The sequence below is a fragment of the Micromonospora sp. BQ11 genome, assembly GCF_052068135.1.
Classification (GTDB): domain Bacteria; phylum Actinomycetota; class Actinomycetes; order Mycobacteriales; family Micromonosporaceae; genus Micromonospora.
Map to the genome: position 1 here is coordinate 375368 of NZ_JBQHDB010000006.1, position 18199 is coordinate 393566.

Annotated in this window: 16 protein-coding genes and 1 riboswitch; of the genes, 11 read left to right on the top strand and 5 right to left on the bottom strand. The window is 74.1% G+C overall.

Going from position 1 to position 18199, the window contains the following annotated elements; all coding sequences use genetic code 11:
• Positions 1-58 precede the first annotated feature (58 nt).
• Positions 59-167, top strand: a riboswitch (TPP riboswitch).
• The 7 genes from thiE (at position 162) to thiC (ending at position 5933) form a co-directional block, all read left to right on the top strand.
• A complete protein-coding gene (gene thiE / locus ACTMSW_RS16085) occupies positions 162-788 on the top strand; it encodes a thiamine phosphate synthase (RefSeq protein WP_441181390.1) in 627 nt (208 codons plus the stop codon). (Overlaps the previous riboswitch by 6 nt.)
• Positions 782-1921, top strand: a complete 1140-nt coding sequence (thiO, locus tag ACTMSW_RS16090) for a glycine oxidase ThiO (RefSeq protein ID WP_441181391.1) — start codon at positions 782-784, stop codon at positions 1919-1921. The genes thiE and thiO overlap by 7 nt, the downstream gene beginning before the upstream one ends.
• Entirely contained in the window at positions 1912-2112 is a 201-nt protein-coding gene (thiS, locus tag ACTMSW_RS16095) for a sulfur carrier protein ThiS (protein ID WP_441181392.1), read from the top strand. Before thiO ends, thiS begins: the two co-directional genes overlap by 10 nt.
• 11 nt (positions 2113-2123) lie before the next feature.
• Positions 2124-2894, top strand: coding sequence for a thiazole synthase (locus ACTMSW_RS16100; protein WP_441181459.1), 771 nt, complete (start codon positions 2124-2126; stop codon positions 2892-2894).
• The gene (locus ACTMSW_RS16105; protein WP_441181393.1) at positions 2891-3538 is read left to right on the top strand and encodes a thiamine phosphate synthase; all 648 of its coding nucleotides are present in this window, start codon (positions 2891-2893) and stop codon (positions 3536-3538) included. The genes ACTMSW_RS16100 and ACTMSW_RS16105 overlap by 4 nt, the downstream gene beginning before the upstream one ends.
• Entirely contained in the window at positions 3535-4323 is a 789-nt protein-coding gene (gene thiD, locus ACTMSW_RS16110) for a bifunctional hydroxymethylpyrimidine kinase/phosphomethylpyrimidine kinase (RefSeq protein ID WP_441181394.1), read from the top strand. The genes ACTMSW_RS16105 and thiD overlap by 4 nt, the downstream gene beginning before the upstream one ends.
• Before the next feature lie 17 nt (positions 4324-4340).
• Complete coding sequence (gene thiC / locus ACTMSW_RS16115; RefSeq protein ID WP_441181395.1) at positions 4341-5933, top strand: phosphomethylpyrimidine synthase ThiC; 1593 nt, start codon at positions 4341-4343, stop codon at positions 5931-5933.
• Positions 5934-6060: 127 nt separating this feature from the next.
• Here the strand turns inward: thiC and ACTMSW_RS16120 are convergent, their stop codons facing one another.
• The 4 genes from ACTMSW_RS16120 to ACTMSW_RS16135 form a co-directional block, all read right to left on the bottom strand.
• Positions 6061-8487, bottom strand: coding sequence for a hypothetical protein (locus ACTMSW_RS16120; protein WP_441181396.1), 2427 nt, complete (start codon positions 8485-8487; stop codon positions 6061-6063).
• Between the two features lie 77 nt (positions 8488-8564).
• The gene (locus ACTMSW_RS16125) at positions 8565-8867 is read right to left on the bottom strand and encodes a cupin (RefSeq protein ID WP_441181397.1); all 303 of its coding nucleotides are present in this window, start codon (positions 8865-8867) and stop codon (positions 8565-8567) included.
• Positions 8864-9814 (bottom strand): LLM class F420-dependent oxidoreductase, encoded by a 951-nt coding sequence (locus ACTMSW_RS16130; protein ID WP_441181460.1) that lies wholly within the window; start codon positions 9812-9814, stop codon positions 8864-8866. Before ACTMSW_RS16130 ends, ACTMSW_RS16125 begins: the two co-directional genes overlap by 4 nt.
• Positions 9815-9816: 2 nt before the next feature.
• Positions 9817-10602, bottom strand: a complete 786-nt coding sequence (locus ACTMSW_RS16135; protein ID WP_441181398.1) for an ABC transporter ATP-binding protein — start codon at positions 10600-10602, stop codon at positions 9817-9819.
• A 268-nt stretch (positions 10603-10870) separates the two neighbouring features.
• Here ACTMSW_RS16135 and ACTMSW_RS16140 point away from each other — a divergent pair, with 268 nt between their 5' ends.
• Both ACTMSW_RS16140 and ACTMSW_RS16145 read left to right on the top strand, forming a co-directional pair.
• Positions 10871-11902, top strand: a complete 1032-nt coding sequence (locus ACTMSW_RS16140; protein WP_441181399.1) for an ABC transporter substrate-binding protein — start codon at positions 10871-10873, stop codon at positions 11900-11902.
• A 103-nt stretch (positions 11903-12005) separates the two neighbouring features.
• Positions 12006-12866, top strand: a complete 861-nt coding sequence (locus ACTMSW_RS16145) for an ABC transporter permease (protein ID WP_441181400.1) — start codon at positions 12006-12008, stop codon at positions 12864-12866.
• A 52-nt stretch (positions 12867-12918) separates the two neighbouring features.
• Here the strand turns inward: ACTMSW_RS16145 and ACTMSW_RS16150 are convergent, their stop codons facing one another.
• Positions 12919-14103 (bottom strand): ABC transporter substrate-binding protein, encoded by a 1185-nt coding sequence (locus tag ACTMSW_RS16150; protein WP_441181401.1) that lies wholly within the window; start codon positions 14101-14103, stop codon positions 12919-12921.
• 443 nt (positions 14104-14546) lie between these two features.
• Here ACTMSW_RS16150 and ACTMSW_RS16155 point away from each other — a divergent pair, with 443 nt between their 5' ends.
• Complete coding sequence (locus ACTMSW_RS16155; protein ID WP_441181402.1) at positions 14547-17753, top strand: nitrate- and nitrite sensing domain-containing protein; 3207 nt, start codon at positions 14547-14549, stop codon at positions 17751-17753.
• A complete protein-coding gene (locus ACTMSW_RS16160; RefSeq protein WP_007465177.1) occupies positions 17750-18157 on the top strand; it encodes a roadblock/LC7 domain-containing protein in 408 nt (135 codons plus the stop codon). The genes ACTMSW_RS16155 and ACTMSW_RS16160 overlap by 4 nt, the downstream gene beginning before the upstream one ends.
• Positions 18158-18199: the final 42 nt, after the last annotated feature.

The following is an 18199-nucleotide window of genomic DNA, read 5'->3' on the forward strand; positions in this document are numbered from 1 at the left end:
GGAAATCCGTACCCCCGCCCTTGGCGGATCCGAGGATCCGTCGTACGGTGACAGCCGCAAGTGACCCACGGGAGCCCGGTGTACCGGGCTGAGAGGGGGGCTGACAGCCCCCGACCGTCGAACCTGATCCGGGTAATGCCGGCGCAGGGAGGAGTGTTGCCGTGCCGTCCCTGGGACGCCTGCACCTGATCACCGACACCCGACCCGGACGGGACCCGCTCGCCGTGCTGCGGGCCGCCCTGCCGGTGGCCCGCGGCGAGCTGGTCGTCCAGGTCCGGGTCGGCGACGACGCCACCGACCGGGAGGCGTACGACCTGTCCCGCCGGGTCGTGGCGCTCTGCGCCCGCCACGACGTGACCTGCCTGGTCAACGACCGCCTGCACGTGGCCCTCGCGGTCGGCGCCGCCGGTGGGCACGTCGGCGCGCACGACCTGCCGGTCGGCGCGGCGCGGCGGGTGCTCGGGTCGGCCGCCGTGCTCGGCGCGACGGCCCGCGAGCCGGGTGCCGCCACCGAGGCGGTCGCCGCCGGGGCGAGCTACCTGGGCGTGGGGCCCTTCCGACCCACCCGGACCAAGGACGGACTGCCGCCGGCGATCGGTGTGGCCGGCGTGCGCGCCGTCGCCGAGGCGGTCACCGTGCCGGTGATCGCCATCGGTGGTGTGACGGCGGCGGACGTGCGCGAGCTGCGGGCCGCCGGCGCGTACGGGGTGGCGGTGGTGGGCGCGCTCTCCGGAGCCGCCGACCCCGCCCGTGCCACGGCGGAGCTGCTCGGGGCGTTGACGTGTTAAGCGGGGGCCCTTTCTATACATCAGGCGTTAAGAAGGGGCCCTTCCTTGCACCGGATGTGGCGGTGGTGGGGGCGGGGCCGGTCGGGCTGGCGATCGCCTGGCGGTGTGCCTCGCGAGGGCTGCGCGTCGTCGTGCACGATCCGGCGCCCGGTTCCGGGGCGTCGTACGTGGCCGCCGGGATGCTCGCGCCGGTGGCCGAGGCGTACTTCGGTGAGCACGAGCTGACCGGCCTGCTCACCGCCTCCGCCGCCCGCTGGCCGGCGTTCGCCGCCGAGCTGACCGAGGCGACCGGCGCCGACCTCGGCTACCGCACCGAGGGCACCCTGCTGGTCGGGCTCACCGCCGACGACCTGGCCGAGGCGCGGCGGCTGTGGGCGTTCCAGCAGGGGCTCGGACTGCCGGTGACGCCGCTGCGCCCCTCGGAGCTGCGGGACCGCGAGCCGGCCCTCGCCCCCCGAGTGCGTGGCGGCGCGCTCGCTGGCACCGACCACCAGGTCGACCCGCGCCGCCTGGTGCCGGCGCTGCGTACCGCCGCCGAGCGGGCCGGAGCGACGCTCACCGCCACGGCCGTCGCGCGCCTGTCCGAGGTGGACGCTCGCGTCACAGTGGTCGCCGCCGGCTGCGGCGCCGCGTCGCTGACCGGGCTGCCGGTCCGACCGGTGAAGGGTCAGGTGCTCCGGCTCCGCGCGCCCGGGGGCGCCGCGCCGGGCTTCCGGCACGTCATCCGGGGGTACGCCGACGGCGAGCACGTCTACCTCGTCCCGCGCGCCGACGGGGAGGTGGTGGTCGGGGCGACCGTCGAGGAGCGCACCGACACCACGGTCACCGCCGGGGCGGTGCTGCGCCTGTTGCGTGCCGCCGTGGACCTCCTACCGGAGCTGGCCGAGTACGACCTGGTCGAGGCGGTCGCCGGGCTGCGCCCCGGCACACCGGACAACGCCCCGATCCTCGGCCCGCTGCCCGGGCGGCCCGCCGTGCTGGCGGCGACCGGACACCACCGCCACGGCATCGTGCTCACCCCCGTCACCGCCGACCTGATCGCCGACCTGATCACCACCGGGGTGGCCGACCCGCTGCTGGCCCCGTTCACCCCGGACCGGTTCACCACCGAGGAGGGACACCCGTGGAACTGACCGTGAACGGTGCCGGCCGGACCCTGCCCGGCGGCTCCACCGTGGCGGACCTGGTCCGTGCCGTCACCGACCAGCAGCGCGGCCTCGCGGTCGCCGTCAACGGCGAAGTGGTGCCCCGGACCGGCTGGCCGGTGACCGCGCTGCGCGACGGCGACCGCGTCGAGGTGCTCAGCGCCGCGCAGGGCGGGTGAGCGTGGTGACCCTGACCCTGGACCTCGGCGGCGTCCCGTTCACGTCGCGCCTCATCCTCGGCACCGGCGGCGCCGCCAACCTGCACGTCCTGGAGCAGGCGATCCGGGCCTCCGGCACCGAGCTGGTCACCCTCGCCCTGCGTCGCGTCGACACCGCCCCCGGCACCGCCGGCGGGTTGCTCGACCTGCTCGACCGCTGCGGCGTACGCCTGCTGCCGAACACGGCCGGCTGCTACACGGCGGGCGAGGCCGTCAAGGTCGCCCACCTGGCCCGGGAGGCGTTCGACACCGACTGGGTGAAGCTGGAGGTGATCGGCGACGAGCGGACGCTGCTGCCCGACGGGGTGGAGCTGCTGCGTGCCGCCGAGGAACTCGTCGCGGACGGCTTCACCGTGCTGCCGTACACGTCCGACGACCCGATCCTGGCCCGCCGGCTGGCCGACGTCGGCTGCGCCGCCGTCATGCCGGCCGGCGCGCCGATCGGCTCCGGGCTGGGGGTGAGCAATCCGCACCACATCCGGCTGATCCGGCAGAGCGTCGACGTGCCGGTGATCCTGGACGCGGGCATCGGCACCGCCTCCGACGCGGCGCTCGCCATGGAGCTCGGCTGCGACGCGGTGCTGCTCGCCAGCGCGGTGACCCGGGCCGCCGACCCGGTGGCGATGGCCACCGCAATGCGGTACGCGGTCGAGGCCGGCCGCCTCGCGTACGGTGCCGGGCGGATCGAGCGCCGCTTCCACGCCCTCGCGTCCACGCCGGACGAGGGAAGGCCGGAGCTGTGACGGCGTCGTCGCGCCTCGACCCGCGTCCCGGCTCCGTCTCCTCCCGCCGTCCCTCGGGCGTCGTCGTGCTGACCGATCGGCGGCTGGCGCGCCGGCCGCTCGCCGAGGTGGTGGCGGCGGCCGTCGCCGGGGGAGTGCGGTGGGTGGTGCTGCGCGAGAAGGACCTGCCCCGGGTCGAGCGGGCCGCCCTCGCCGCCGACCTGCGGGCGATCCTGGCCGAGGCGGGCGGCACGCTGGTCGTCGCCGGTCCGGACCCGCTGGGCTCCGACGCCGTGCACCTGCCCGCCGCCGGCCCGTACCCACCGCCGCGCCTCGGTCTGGTCGGCCGCTCCTGCCACGACGAGGCGGAACTCGCCCGGCTCACCACCGAGGACTACGCGACCCTCTCGCCGGTCTACCCGACGACGACCAAACCCGGCTACGGCCCACCACTGCGCCCGACGGGGCTCGCCAATCTGATCCGGGTCAGCCCGGTCCCGGTCCTGGCCCTGGGTGGCGTCGAGTCCCCGGACCAGGTGCGGCAGTGCGTCGCGGCAGGGGCGGTCGGCGTGGCGATCCTCGGCGCGGTCATGCGGGCCGACGACCCCGCCGAGGCCGCCGCCACGTTGCAGGCCGCCGCCGCGACCACCGAGGGGGACCGGTGACACCGACGACCGTGCTCACCATCGCCGGCTCGGACTCCGGCGGGGGCGCCGGCATCCAGGCCGACCTCAAGGTCTTCGCCGCGCTCGGGGCGTACGGGACCAGCGTGCTCACCGCCGTGACCGCGCAGAACACCCGGGGCGTGGACGCCGTCCTGCCGTTGCCTCCGCGTACGGTCACCGACCAACTGGACAGCGTGCTCGTCGACTTCACCGTCCGGGCGGTCAAGACCGGCATGCTGGGCAGCCCCGCCGTTGCGGACGCGGTGGCCGAGGCCGCGAAGGACAGGCGGCTGCCCCATCTCGTCGTCGACCCGGTGCTCGTCGCCACCAGCGGCCACACGCTCGGCGTGGTGGAGGCGGTGGAGCGGCTCCTGCCGTACGCCGAGGTGGCGACGCCGAACTGCGCGGAGGCCGCGGCCCTCACCGGACGCCCGGTGACCACGGTCGAGGAGATGGTGGCCGCCGCGGAGGCCCTCGCCGCGGGCGGACCGGCGTTCGTGGTGGTCACCGGCGGCGACGTGGACGCCGACGGTGAGGCGGTCGACGTCCTGCGCGGCGGCGGCACGACGACGGTGCTCCGCGCGTCCCGGGTGCCGACGCGGCACAACCACGGGACCGGGTGCTCGTTCTCGGCGGCGATCGCCGTCCGGCTGGCGCTGGGCGATCCGGTTCCGGTCGCCGTCACCACCGCCAAGGAGTACGTCACCCGGGCGCTGACCGGCGCCCGGGACTGGGAGTTGGGCGCGGGACGCGGCCCTCTGGACCACTTCGGCTGGTCCGCTTGAGCGACAGGGAGGCTGTCATGCAGGCACGTCGCAAGGTCTACGTCGAGGGGTCGCGGCCGGACGTCCGGGTGCCGTTCGCCGAGGTGGACCTGACCGGGGACAACCCGCCGGTCCGGCTCTACGACACCTCCGGCCCGGGCTCCGACCCGGAGGTGGGGCTGCCGCCGCTGCGCGGTGCGTGGATCGCCGCGCGGGGTGACGTGGCGCCCGTCGCTGGTGCGGGTACCCCGCTCGCGGGTGCGGAGGGGAAGCGGCCGACCCAGCTCGCGTACGCGCGGGCGGGGGTCGTCACGCCGGAGATGGAGTTCGTGGCGATCCGGGAGGGCGTCGCGCCCGAGTTCGTGCGGGACGAGATCGCGGCCGGCCGGGCCGTGCTGCCGCTGAACGTCAACCACCCGGAGTGCGAGCCGGCGATCATCGGCAAGGCGTTCCTCGTGAAGGTCAACGCGAACATCGGCACGTCGGCCGTCACCTCGTCCGTCGCCGAGGAGGTGGAGAAGCTGACGTGGGCCACCCGCTGGGGCGCGGACACGGTGATGGACCTGTCCACCGGCCGGCGGATCCACGAGACCCGCGAGGCGATCGTGCGCAACTCGCCGGTGCCGATCGGCACGGTGCCGATCTACCAGGCGTTGGAGAAGGTCGGCGGCGACCCGGTGAAGCTGAGCTGGGAGGTGTTCCGGGAGACGGTGATCGAGCAGGCCGAGCAGGGCGTCGACTACATGACCGTGCACGCCGGGGTGCTGCTGCCGTACGTGCCGCTGGCCGTGGACCGGGTGACCGGGATCGTCTCCCGGGGCGGCTCCATCATGGCCGCCTGGGGCCTCGCACATCACGAGGAGAACTTCCTCTACACGAACTTCCGGGAGCTGTGTGCGCTGCTCGCCCGGTACGACGTGACGTTCTCCCTCGGCGACGGGCTGCGGCCCGGCTCGATCGCCGACGCCAACGACGAGGCGCAGTTCGCCGAGCTTCGCACCCTCGGTGAGCTCACGAAGGTCGCCTGGGAGTACGACGTCCAGGTCATGATCGAGGGCCCCGGGCACGTGCCGATGCACAAGATCAAGGAGAACGTGGACCTCCAGCAGGAGTGGTGCCACGAGGCCCCCTTCTACACGCTCGGCCCGCTGACCACGGACATCGCCCCGGCGTACGACCACATCACCTCGGCGATCGGTGCCGCGATGATCGGCATGTTCGGCACCGCGATGCTCTGCTACGTCACCCCGAAGGAGCACCTCGGTCTGCCGGACCGGGACGACGTGAAGGCGGGCGTGATCGCGTACAAGATCGCCGCGCACGCGGCCGACCTGGCCAAGGGCCACCCGGGGGCGCAGGCGTGGGACGACGCGCTCTCCAAGGCGCGGTTCGAGTTCCGCTGGGAGGACCAGTTCAACCTGTCGCTCGACCCGGAGACCGCACGGTCGTACCACGACGCGACGCTGCCGGCCGAGCCGGCGAAGACGGCCCACTTCTGCTCGATGTGCGGGCCGAAGTTCTGCTCGATGAAGATCACGCAGGAGCTGAAGGAGTACGCCGCCCGTGGCATGAAGAACAAGTCGGACGAGTTCGTGGCCGGTGGGGGCCGCGTGTACCTGCCGCTGGCCTGACCCGTGCCGGTCCGCCCCGGTACGGCGCACTTGAGGGTGTACGAGTGCGCGAGGCGGTATGCCTGTCAGGAATAAATATGCCTGTCAGGCATAACGCCAGTTCAGATTCGTGCTCCCTCGTGGGCACTCAGTCGCGGTGGTGCCGGCCGCTCGACCGCAGCGACCGCCGGCCGCTCTCCTGCTCCGGCTCGTTGTCCGGCAGCGGCTTGCTGAGCCCGGCGACCCAGTCCACGAACTCCTCGTCCTGTGCGGGGAGCTGCTCGGTCTGGTCGACCGTGGCGGCGGTGTCCTGTTCGGCCCGCGCCTTGCCGCGGCGGAACAGCCCACGCCGGCCGCGCCCCCGTCCGGCCGACTGGTCGGTTCCGGCGCTCGGCGGCGCTCCGTCGAGGGCGGCGTCCCCGCCGCCGACGGTGCCCGCCGGGGAGGTACCGGCGGCGCCCGTGCCGATCACGCCGGCGGCGCCCGTGCCGATGGTGCCCGTGCCGGCGGTGCTCGTGCCGGTGGTGCTCGTGCCCGTGGTGTCCGTGCCGGCGGTGCCGGCCGGGCTGCCCGGCGCGCCGGGCGTGGAGGTGATCGTGCCGGGGGTCCTCGTGGTCGCCGCAGCCGGCGCCGGGCCGGTGGTCGAGGACGGGCCGGTGGTCGAGGACGGGCCGGTGGTCGGGAGCGGGGCACCGGTCGTCTGCGGGCCGGCGCGGCGGGCCGTCTCGAAGGCGTCCCAGGTCGCGGCGCGGCTGAGGTCGGGCAGCGGAGCCCGGTGCCGTGGTCGGAGAGCCGGCTCCGGAGTCCCGTCCCCGGTCGTCCGAGCCGCGGCGGGCCCGTTCGGCCGGGTCACGGGCGGCTCGGGGCGGACCGGCCGACCGATGGGCGTCGGTCGGGTCGCCGGTGGCGGTGTGGCGGGCGGGTCGGCCGGTACGACGGCGTCGGTCGGCGCAGCGTCGGTCGGTGCGGCGTCAATCGGTGTCGCGTTGGTCGGCACCGCGGCGTCGGTCGGTGCGGCGCCGGTCGGTGTCGCGTTGGTCGGCACCGCGGCGTGGATCGGAGCGACGACCGGTGCGGGCGGCGTCGCGCGCGGGTCGGGGGTCCGACCGGCCGGGATCGGGGTGGCCTGGTCCCGGGGAGGGCCGACCGGCCCGACGACGGCTTCGGTGACGGGAACCGGCGTGGTGGTGTCCGACGGCTCCGGGGCGGAGCGGGGCCGGCGGGGCCGGCGAGGGCGGGCCGTCGACGCGGCGACCGGAGCGGGTGCCGCGAGCCCTTCGGGCCCCCCAGCCGCCGTCGCGCCGGCCGTCGTCGTGCCGGCCGTGGTCGTGTCGGCCGTGGTCGTGTCGGTCGTGGTCGTGGTCGTGTCGTCGGTCTTCTGGGCGGGTGCCGGGGCCGAGGCGTCGGGTGCCCGATCCGGGACGAGGTCGATCGGCCTCGTCGTCGCTACCGGCCAGTCCCAGTGGACCGGGGTCGTCGGGCCGGAACCGCCGGGCGGGACGGGTGCCCCGAGGGGCGTACCGCCGTCGTGGTCGCGGACCCCGACGGCGGTCCTCCCGCGCGGGTCCGGCTCGTCGCCCGGCCGGCCGGTGAGCGTGACGTCGGTCGACCGGACGTCGGCCGACGTGGTGTCGGCGGACGTAACGGTCGAGGGCAGGCCCGGGCCGGCGGGCAGCGCCCGGAGAACCTCGGTCGGCTCGATGGCCGTGCTCGCGGACCGGGCCGGCACGAGCGGCCAGCGCAGCAGGGCAGCGGCGGCCGAGCCGAGCGCGCCCACCACGACGGCGATGAGGGCGCCGTAGTACGGCGTGGCCTGGTAACGGTCGACGACGTCCCCGGGACCCGCGGTCAGGTACGCGAACGCGAGGAGCACCGGGCCGGCCACCCCCGTCGCGCCGCTGACCAGGGGCGGGTGCCCCCGCCAGCGGGCCAGACCACCGGTGGCCGCGCCGGCCAGCAGAGCCACCAGCGGCAGGACGACCATCGACAGCCGCTGCGCCGCGTCCGGGTCGAGCCAGGACGGCTCCAGGACCCCGAGTCGTACGGTGGACAGCTCGCCCGCGCCGATCAGCGTCGGCGCGGCCGACACCAGCGCGAGCAGCCACACGACCGCGGCCACCAGGGCCATGTTCCAGCCGACCGGCGGTCGTAGCAGGACGGTCGTCGCGGCGCACGCACCCACCACCGCGCCGGCGGTCGCGCAGACGGCGACCGCCCAGACCGGGTCCACCGAGATCAGCTCGGCGGCCCGTGCGGGTTGCATGCACAGCGGGGCGACGACGGTGGCGCCGAGCGCGGCGGCCGCGGCGACCGCGACCGGTCGCACCGTACCGGTCAGCAGCCCGTCGCGCCGGGCCAGGCGCTCGGTGAGCACGGCGCCGGCCACGGCGGCGTTCGCCGCGAACCAGCCGGCCCAGACGAGCTGAGCCGGCCACTGGTTGACGCTGCCGCCGGTGAAGCTGCCGTCGAGCCGGACGATGCCGAAGCCGAACGCGACGCCCAGCTGGCCGGCCCCGGCCAACAGGCTCACCCCGAGCGCGGTGAGCAGCAGTCTGCCCCAGGTCCGAAAGGCCATGTCCGGCACGTTACGGTCCGGTGCGCCCGATCGCCACCGGCGCGCCGTGCGACGTCACGGCCCTGCCTCCGGCGGGTCTACTTGAGTTCGACCAGCCGGGCCAGGTACGTCGTGTCGCCGACGTTGGTGAGCATGTGCACGGCGCCCGGGTCCCGGTAGACGACGCCGCCGGTCGGCTCGTCCGCGTCGATCCGCGTGCCGTCGACGGTCTGCACGACGTTCTTCGCGCCCTGGACCGCCACCACCAGGTAGGGGTGGTCGTGCCGGTGCAGGGGCTGGCGCTCGCCCGGCTCCAGGCGGATGTGCCACACCCGGACCCGGTCGTTCTCGTACACGATCTCCTGGCCCACCGGACCGAGATCGAGCTGGGCGTCGGTCATCGGACTCCGTCCAGACGGGGAAGCACCTCGGCGGCGATGAGTTCCAGGTGGTCGAGGTCGGCGAGGTCGATCAGGCGCAGGTGGACACGGGAGGCGCCGATCGCGGCGAACTCGCCGATCCGGTCCACGAGCTGCGCGGGCGACCCGACCACCGGGTCCTCCGGCGGCAGGGCGCTCTTGACGTGCAGCGGCGCGGCGCGCTCCCGCGCCTCGGCGTCGGTGCGGCCGATCGCCACCACGATCCCGGCGGAGAGCACCAGCGGTGCCCGCCCGCTCGCGTCCCGCCCGGTCCGGTCGCACGCCTCGCGTACCCGCTCGTACGCGACGGCGGTCTCCTCGACCGACTTGAACGGCATGTTGAACTCGTCGGCGTACCGGGCGGCCAGCTCGGGGGTGCGCTTCGGACCGCGTCCGCCGACGATCACCGGGGGACCGGGCACCTGCACGGGCTTCGGCAGCGCCGGAGCGTCCACCAGCCGGTAGTGGTCGCCGGTGTAGCTGAACGTCCCGCCTGACGGGGTGGCCCACAGCCCGGTGACGATCTCCAACTGCTCGGCGAGCCGGTCGAAGCGCTCGCCGACACCGGGGAACGGGATGCCGTACGCGGTGTGCTCGCGCTCATACCAGCCGGCCCCGATGCCCAGCTCGATCCGGCCGCCGCTCATCTGGTCGACCTGGGCCACCATCACCGCGAGCGGCCCGGGCATGCGGAACGTGGCCGAGCTCACCAGGGTGCCGAGCCGGATGCGGCTGGTCTCCCGGGCGAGCGCGGCGAGGGTCAGCCAGGCGTCGGTGGGACCGGGCAACGCGGGCTCGTCGCCCATGGCCCGGTAGTGGTCGGCGCGGAAGAAGCCCTCGTACCCGGCCGCCTCGGCCGCGCGGGCGAAGCGTGACTGGTCGTCGTAGCTCGCGCCGCGGTGCGGCTCGACGAACACCGACACCCGCATGGTCATCGTCCCTCCGCGCCGGAGGCGACCGGCAGGTCCCGCTCCATCAGCAGTTCGTGCAGGTCCGCGCTGACCCGGGCGACGTCGGCGAGGTGCGCGTTGCGGCCCAGGGTGCGGGGTCGGGGGATGGCCACGTCGACGACCTTGCGGATCCGTCCCGGGCGGGGGCTCAGCACGACCACCCGGTCGGCCAGCAGCACCGCCTCGTCGATGGAGTGGGTGACGAACACGACGGTGGCGGAGGTCTCCATGTGCACCCGCTGGAGTTCGCCGGCCAGCTCCTCGCGGGTGAGCGCGTCGAGTGCCGAGAACGGCTCGTCCATCAGCATCACCCGGGGCTCGCCGATGAGCGACCGGCACAGCGACACCCGCTGCTGCATGCCGCCGGACAGCTCGTGCGGGAGGCGCTTCTCGAAGCCTGCGAGGCCGGCGAGGTCGAGCAGGGCGCGGGCGCGCTCCCGGTGCTCCTTCCGCTTCCAACCGAAGATCTCGACCGGGAGCAGGACGTTGTCCAGGACGGTGCGCCAGGGGAGCAGGGCCGGCCGCTGGAAGAGCATCGCGATGTCCGGTCGGGGCCGCGTGATCGGCGTGCCGGCGACGGTGATCTCCCCGGCGGTCGTCGGGAGCAGCCCGGCGATCAGGCGTAGCAGCGTGGACTTGCCGCAGCCCGAGCGGCCGACGACGGCGACGAACTCGCCCTCGGCGACGTCGAGGTCGATGCCGCGCAGCGCCTCGACCTGGCCGCTGCGGCCGTCGAAGGTACGGGACACCCCGGAAAGACGGATCATCTCCGACGTGCCTCCCCTGAGTCGTCGGTCAGCCGGCTGCCGGAAAGGGTATCCGTCCTGTGTGGTTTGCGCACCGTCCGGGGTGGAGGTGAGTTGTTTCCGTTCCGAAACCTCGGACGCCTGGCGTCGCAAAGGTGGGTTTCTCGTACGCTGTGGCCGCGAAGAGTCCCCTCACGACGGTGGTGTCGGCTTTCCCCCTGAGCCGCCGCCACCGAACAACCCCGCCGGGAGGCCCGCCGCCCCCGGTCGGAAAGGACAAGGTGCACTGATGAGAAGGCTGACCCGCACGGTCGCCGCGGCCACCCTGGCGACCGCCCTCGCCCTGGTCGCCGGCTGCAGCAGCGGCTCGGACTCCGCCGACGCCCCCAAGGGCGGCGACGGCAAGGCGTTGGAGAAGGTGACCTACCTCACCTCGTTCGGCAACTTCGGCCGTGACTCGTACGCCTGGGTGGCCAAGGAGAAGGGCTTCTTCTCCGAGGCCGGCTTCGACGTCGAGATCAAGCCGGGCCAGGGCACCGGCTCGGTCATCCAGACCATCGTCGGTGGTCAGGCCCAGTTCGGCCCGATCGACCTCACCGGTGGTCTGCTCCAGCTCGGCAACGGCCAGGCGAAGGACTTCGTGGCGGTCGCCGCGATCCAGCAGCGCACCATGGCGGCCATCGCCACGGTCGAGGGCAAGAACATCGCCTCTCCGAAGGACCTGGAGGGCAAGAAGCTCGCCGACACCCCGAGTTCCGTCGTGCGCAACCTCTTCCCGACGTACGCCCGGATGGCCGGCGTCGACGCCTCCAAGGTGACCTGGGTCAACGGTGAGGCGCAGACGCTGATGGGCACGCTGGCCTCCGGCTCGGTCGACGGCATCGGCCAGTTCGTCGTCGGTCAGCCCACCATCGAGGCGATCACGAAGAAGAAGGCGGTCCTGCTGCCGTACAGCGACGTGATGCAGGACCTCTACGGCAACGTGCTGATCACGTCCTCGAAGATCGCCAAGGAGAACCCGGAGATGGTCAAGCGGTTCACCGGCGCCCTGATGAAGGGCCTGGAGTACGCGCTGGCCAACCCGAAGGAGGCTGCCGACCTCCTGAAGAAGAACGTCGACGCCACGGTCCCCGCCGCGGCCGCCGCCGAGCTTCAGCTGATGGCCGCGTACGTCCGGTCCAGCAACTCCGGCACCCAGCTCGGCACCCTGGACAGCGGCCGGGTGGCCAAGAGCATCGCGATCCTGCAGGGGGCGGGCCAGCTCAAGCAGAACATCACCCCCGACCAGATCATCGACTTCGGTCTCGCGCCGAAGGCCTGAGCGGGTCCGATCGTCCACGGGGGTGCGGTCCACCGGTCCCGACCGGTGGGGCGTGCCCCCGTCCCGTACCGGCCGACGGCCGCATGTTGCCAGGAGGATCTCGATGACCGACGTCCGCTCGCCGGAGCCGGCGGTGACGGTCGCCCCGTCCGCGCCGCAGGCCGGCTCTTCGGCCGGTCGCGCCCGGGCCCGGCGGTGGGGTGGCGGCGCGGCCGCCGTGCTGCTGCCCGTCGCCGGCCTGCTGGTCGCGCTCGGCACGTGGTGGGTGGTGGCCCACCTGGAACTGGTCCACCCGGCCGCCCTGCCGCCGCCGGGCGACGTGGTGACCGCGTTCGCCGACCAGCCGGCCCGGATGCTGGAGCACACCTGGATGACCACCCGGGAGATCATGGTCGGGTTCGCGCTCTCGGCGGTGGCCGGCGTGCTGCTCGGCCTGGCCCTGGCGGCCTCCCGCACGGTGGAGCGGATGTTCACCCCGCTGCTGGTGGCGGTGAACGCGGTCCCGAAGATCACCCTCGGGCCGCTGCTGGTGGTGGCGCTCGGCTGGGGTCAGAAACCCATCCTCACCATGGTGTTCCTGCTCTGCTTCTTCCCGATCGTGCTGTCCACGGCGACCGGTCTGACCACCACACCGGCCGATCTCGCCGAGTTGGCGCGCTCGCTGAACGCGTCGCGCTGGCAGGCGTTCCGCAAGGTGCGCTTCCCGGCGGCGCTGCCGCAGATCTTCGTCGGGCTCAAGGTGGCCATGCCGCTGGCCGCGATCGGCGCGGTGATCGGCGAGTTCCAGGCCGGCGAGGGGGGCCTCGGCTACGTCATCCAGCAGTACGCGGGCATCGGTGACACCGCCACCGCGTGGGCGGCGATCATGCTGGTGGCGCTGGTGAGCATCCTGCTCTACGCGGCCCTGCTGGTCGTGGAACGGCGGGCCCTGCCCTGGCAGCGGGAGACCACGAGCAGTCGCTGAGCGCACGGAACGGCCCGCCGGGGTGGACCCGGCGGGCCGTACGCGTCGTGGGTCAGCCGGCCAGGCGCCAGCGGCCGTTACGGGCCACCAGAACGGTCAGCGCCTGCGGCATCAGGCCGGAGTGGTTGTCCGGGGTCATCCGGATCGGGCCGGAGAGGCCGTCGAGCTGGGACGTCTCCAGCGTGTCCCGGATGCCGTCGCGGTTGACGGTGCCGGGCTCGCCACCGGCACGCAGCACGGCGTCGGCGACGAGCTGGACGGCGTCCGCGGCGAAGGACGACGAACCGTGGTAGCCGCCGTAGCTGGCGGTGTAGTCCTGGAACCACTGGCGTCGGGCGGCCTTGGCCGGCGTGGTCGCGATGACGTCGTCGATCACCATGGTCTGGGTGAAGACCAGGGTCGCCCGTTCGGTGGCCCGGGCGGAGGCGCCGAGGAAGAGGTCACCGGCCGCGGAGGCGTCGAAGAAGAGCGAGCCGGAGAAGTCGCGCTGCGCGGCCGCGGCGGCGGCGAGTGTCGCCTGCTCCGGCGGGGTCCACAGGATCAGGGCGCCGGGCTCTCCCTCGATGACCGAGGCGACCTGCTGGGAGACGTCGGTGTCGGTGGCGCGGACCGACTGCGCCCGTACCGAGCGGATGCCGGCCTTGGCCAGCTCGTCGCGGAGCGCGGCCAGCCCCTCGCGGCCGTAGTCGTCGTCGCTGTGCAGGACGGCGACCTTGCGTACCCCGCCCTTGCGCCGCAGTTCCCCGGTGAGTGCCGCGGCGTTGTCGGCGGCGTTCGGGGCGAGCTTGAACACGTAGCGGCGGTCGGCCACGGGCGTGGTCACGGCGCCGGCCGGGGCCAGCGCGATGGTGGGGATCCGCTTCTCGTTGATGGTGCGGACCGCGCCGACCGCGCATTCGTTGCAGCCGCCCATGATGATGGCGCTGACCCGGGAATCGTCGCTGAAGTCGCTGATGTTGCGCAGGGACTCGCTGGCGTCGGAGCGGTTGTCCTTCACGGTCAGTTTGATCCGGCGGCCGTTCAGCGCGCCGGAGGAGTTCAGCTGGTCGATCTTCAGGTCGAGGGCCCTCTGGTACGCCCTGCCGACCGGTGCCGCGGCGCCGGACAGTTCGAGGTCGGCGGCGATGACGATGGGGCTCGTGTCCTGTTCCTCCGCGCCGAACTGGCATCCGGTGAGCATGGTGGCCAGCACGGCCGATGCGATCGCCGTGGCGGTCGCGGAGCGGATGGGGCTCAACTCAGTCCTCCAGGTGCGGCGCCGGCGCTGCCCGGTCACCGCCGGTTCGTCCGTCCTCAGTGGAGAGACGGAGTGGGTCTGCCGTACGGTGTGCGCGAAGCCTGCAAAACCTTGCCAATGGCGGGCGCTGCGGTCAAGCGGGGGTGGCGAGGGCTTTTCGGGACAGCGATCCCACATCGTGGGGTAACGCAAAGTTTGCAAATCATCACGCAACTGGCACGCGCGACCACTCTGGAGTGACATGCCCTGTTCACGGCCAGTGCGAAATGCGGGCGCCAGGTGACAGGCGTCCCCGATCCTCGCTCCGCGACCGTTTCCTGCCTCACTGCGGCTTCCCAAAAGGCATCCCGTCTGATGAAATCGCCGCCGTGCCGCGCGTGGCGCTCCGCTGCACCAGGCACGGTCGGCGGGTCAGGCGTGGAAGATACGACGGAGGCGATGTCGTGAGCACCGGACCGACGACCCTGCCCGCCGGCGGCCAGGCCGCTCAACCGCCGGTCGGCCACCAGACCGCCCCGCCCCGACGTCGCCGGCTGCCCCGGCTCCGCGACGCCCGGATCCGCTCGAAGCTCGCACTGATCCTGGTCGTCCCGGTGGCCGCGGTGATCGCGCTGGCCACGATCCGTCTGGTGTCCGTCGGCGAGGGCGCGTACGACGCCTCCCGCGCGCAGGCGCTGACCGAACTGTCCATCGACGTCTCGGCGCTCACCCAGGACCTGCACGCCGAGCGCATGGCCGCCGCCGAGTTCCTGGCCGCGCCGCGGCAGCAGGCCGACACGTACAACCTGCGGGTGCGCGCCACCGACGAGCGGGTACGGGCGTACCGGGCGGAGCGGGACCGGATCGGCGAGCCGCCGACGGTGGTACGGGACCGCCTCGAGGCCATCGACGGCCACCTGGAGACGCTCGACGCCACCCGGCAGCAGGTGCTGGACCGCCGACAGATGGCCGTCGCCGAGGCGGCGCTGCGCTACGGCGTGATCCTCACCGACCTCGTCGCGTACGGCGACGGGCTGGCCCAGCTGCCGGGTGAGGAGGACCTGGCGGACGCCCGGCGAGCGGTCGCCGCGTTCGCCCGCGCCAAGGCGGCCGTCGCGGAGGAGGAGGCGGTCGTCTTCACCGCCCTGAGCGCCGGTCAGCTCGACGCGGAGCAGTTCTCCGCGTTCGTGGCCACCCTGACCAGCCAGCAGGAGGCGCTGACTGCCTTCTCCCTGGCCGCCGACCCGGCCCAGCGGGCCCTGGTCGACAGCACCGTCTCCGGTGACGCGGTCACCCTCTCCGACCGGGTGGCCGGCGACATCGCCCGTTCCGTCGGACAGCGGGCCCCGGTCCGCCCGGCCGAGGCCGTCGCCGCGATCGGCGCCGTCAACGACCTGATGCGGTGGGCCGAGATCCGCCTCCAGGACGAGCTGCTCGCCGACGCCGACCAGGCCTACTCGGACGTCATCCGCCAGGCGGTCGTCGAGTCGCTGCTGGTGCTGCTCACCCTGCTCATCGCGGTCACGCTCGCCGTGGTGCTGGCCCGCTCGCTCAACGAGTCGCTGTACCGGCTTCGCGAGGGCGCGCTCTCGGTGGCCAACCACGACCTGCCCGACGCGGTGCGCCGCCTGCAGAACATCGACACCGTCGGCGACGGCGGCGTGGACGCCATCGTCCAGCGGGTCCGGGATCCGATCAAGCTCGACAACCGGGACGAGGTCGGCGAGGTCGCCAGCGCGTTCAACGTGGTCCACCGCGAGGCGGTCCGGGTCGCGGCCGAGCAGGCCGCGCTGCGGACCAGCGTCTCCGCGATGTTCCTCAACCTGGCCCGGCGCAGTCAGACCCTGGTCGACCGGATGATCGGCGAGCTGGACGCGATCGAGCGCGTCGAGGAGGACCCGAAGCGGCTCGCCCGGCTGTTCGAGCTGGACCACCTGGCCACCCGGATGCGCCGCAACGACGAGAACCTCCTCGTCCTCGCCGGCGCGGACTCCGCCGTGCCCCGTCGCGACGACGCCCTGCTGGTCGACGTCCTGCGGGCGGCGCAGTCCGAGGTGGAGCTCTACAACCGGATCGAGTTCGGCACGGTCGACGCCGACATCTCGGTGAGCGCGAACGCGGTCAACGACGTGGTGCGCCTCGTCGCGGAACTGCTCGACAACGCCACCCGCTTCTCGCCCCCGAACACCACGGTGGTCGCCGACGCGCGACGGATCCGCGACTACGTCCTCATCCAGATCGAGGACCGGGGTCTCGGCCTGACCGAGGAGCAGATGGACTCGCTCAACCGGCGGCTGGCCGAGTCACCCACCGTGGACGTCGCCGCGTTCCGGCTGATGGGTCTGGCCGTGGTGAGTCGGCTCGCCGACCGGTACGGCATCCGCGTCGAGCTGCGCCGCAACGTCGAGGGCGGCACCGTCGCCCAGGTGACCCTGCCGGCCGCCACGGTGGTGCTCTCCGCCAACCGGGGCCGCGACCAGGCGATTCCCCGGCCGCGCCAGCCGCTGCCCGTCGAGCAGACCCCGCTGTCGCCGGTGTCCCACGCCGAGCCGCTGGCCGGCGCCCGTACCGTCGCGGCGACCCTCAGCGACCCCTGGCGCGTCGACCCGCCGGCACCCTGGTCGGCGGCCGAGCAGGCGCGCGACACCGCGGCACCCGTGCAGGCCGGCGGCCTGACCGGCGCGCAGCCCGTCGTCCCGGCCGCCGCCGGGGTCCCGGCGGCACCGGCCGAGCCGGCGTTCGCGGGCAGCGGCGGCATCTCCGTCGGTACGCCGACCGTCGCCTATCCCACGATCGATCCCCTGCCGCGGCGTGCTGCCGAGCCGGCCGCGCCCGTCCTGCCCGTCGGCCCGGTCGCCGGTCCGGTCGGCGCCACCGCCTCCGCCACCGGTCCGGGGGTCAACGGGAGCCACGCCGCCGGCATGCCGAGGGCCGGTGGTGCCGGTCTGGGCGCCAACCTGGCCGCCACCGCGCCGCTGGCACCGCCCGCCCCGGTCGCGACCCGTTCCGGCCTGCCGGCCGAGGCGCCGATCTTCCGGGAGATGGAGGCGGTGTGGTTCCGGTCCCACGGCAACGACGCCACCGCGATCTTCACCCGGCCGGACTTCGACCAGCCTCCGCCCACCGCACCCACCGCCGGGCCGTCGACGGCCGCCCCGTCGACGTCGCCTCCGTCGACGCGGCCGAAGCTGCCCACCCGTACCCCGGGGACGACGCCCACCCCGGCACCCATGCAGCCACCGCCGTCGTACGCCCCGCCGGTGAACCGGACCCCGACGCCGGCCGCGCCGGCTCCGGCGACCCCGGCCCCCGCGCCGCCGGCCCCGGCCCCGACCCCGGCCACCCCCGTGGCCGCGCCGGTCGCCGAGACGCCGAGCGCCACCGACCCCGACGAGGCCTGGCGGACCGCCGCCGACGAGGGCTGGACCCGCGCCAGCAAGGCGGCGGAGCCCTCCACCGCCGGCACCACCCGGTCCGGCCTGCCGAAGCGGGTGCCGCAGGCGCAGCTCGTGCCCGGCGGCATCGAACCCCGCGGTGGCCGGGACCGCAGCCGGCGCACGCCGGACGACGTACGTGGCCTGCTGTCGGCCTACCACCGCGGCGTGCAGCGCGGTCGGGCGGTCGGCACGGACCAGAACAGCACCTCGACCACCAAGGAGACGAGCCGATGAACAGGCCAGCGGCCATGCAGGACATGGGTTGGCTGCTCACCAACTTCGCCGACAGCGTGGCGGGTATCGCCCACGTGGTGGCGGTGTCCGCCGACGGGCTCCTGCTCGCCTCCTCCCGGGATCTGCCCGGGGACCGGGCGGACCAGCTCGCGGCGATCACCTCGGGTGTGGTGAGCCTGACCGAAGGTGCCGCGCGGATGTTCAGCGCCGGTGGTGTGCTCCAGACCGTCATCGAGATGGACAGCGGATATCTCTTCCTCATGTCGATCAGTGACGGATCGTCGATGGCCGTGCTCGCCGCGCGCAGTTGCGACGTCGGCCAGGTGGGCTACGAGATGGCCCTGCTCGTCGAGCGGGTCGGCGCGGCGCTGGTGCCGCTGCCTCGGGACGCGGTGCGGTCGTAACCGGGGCGCGACGCGGGCCCCGCGTCGGCCAGTGACAGCAGA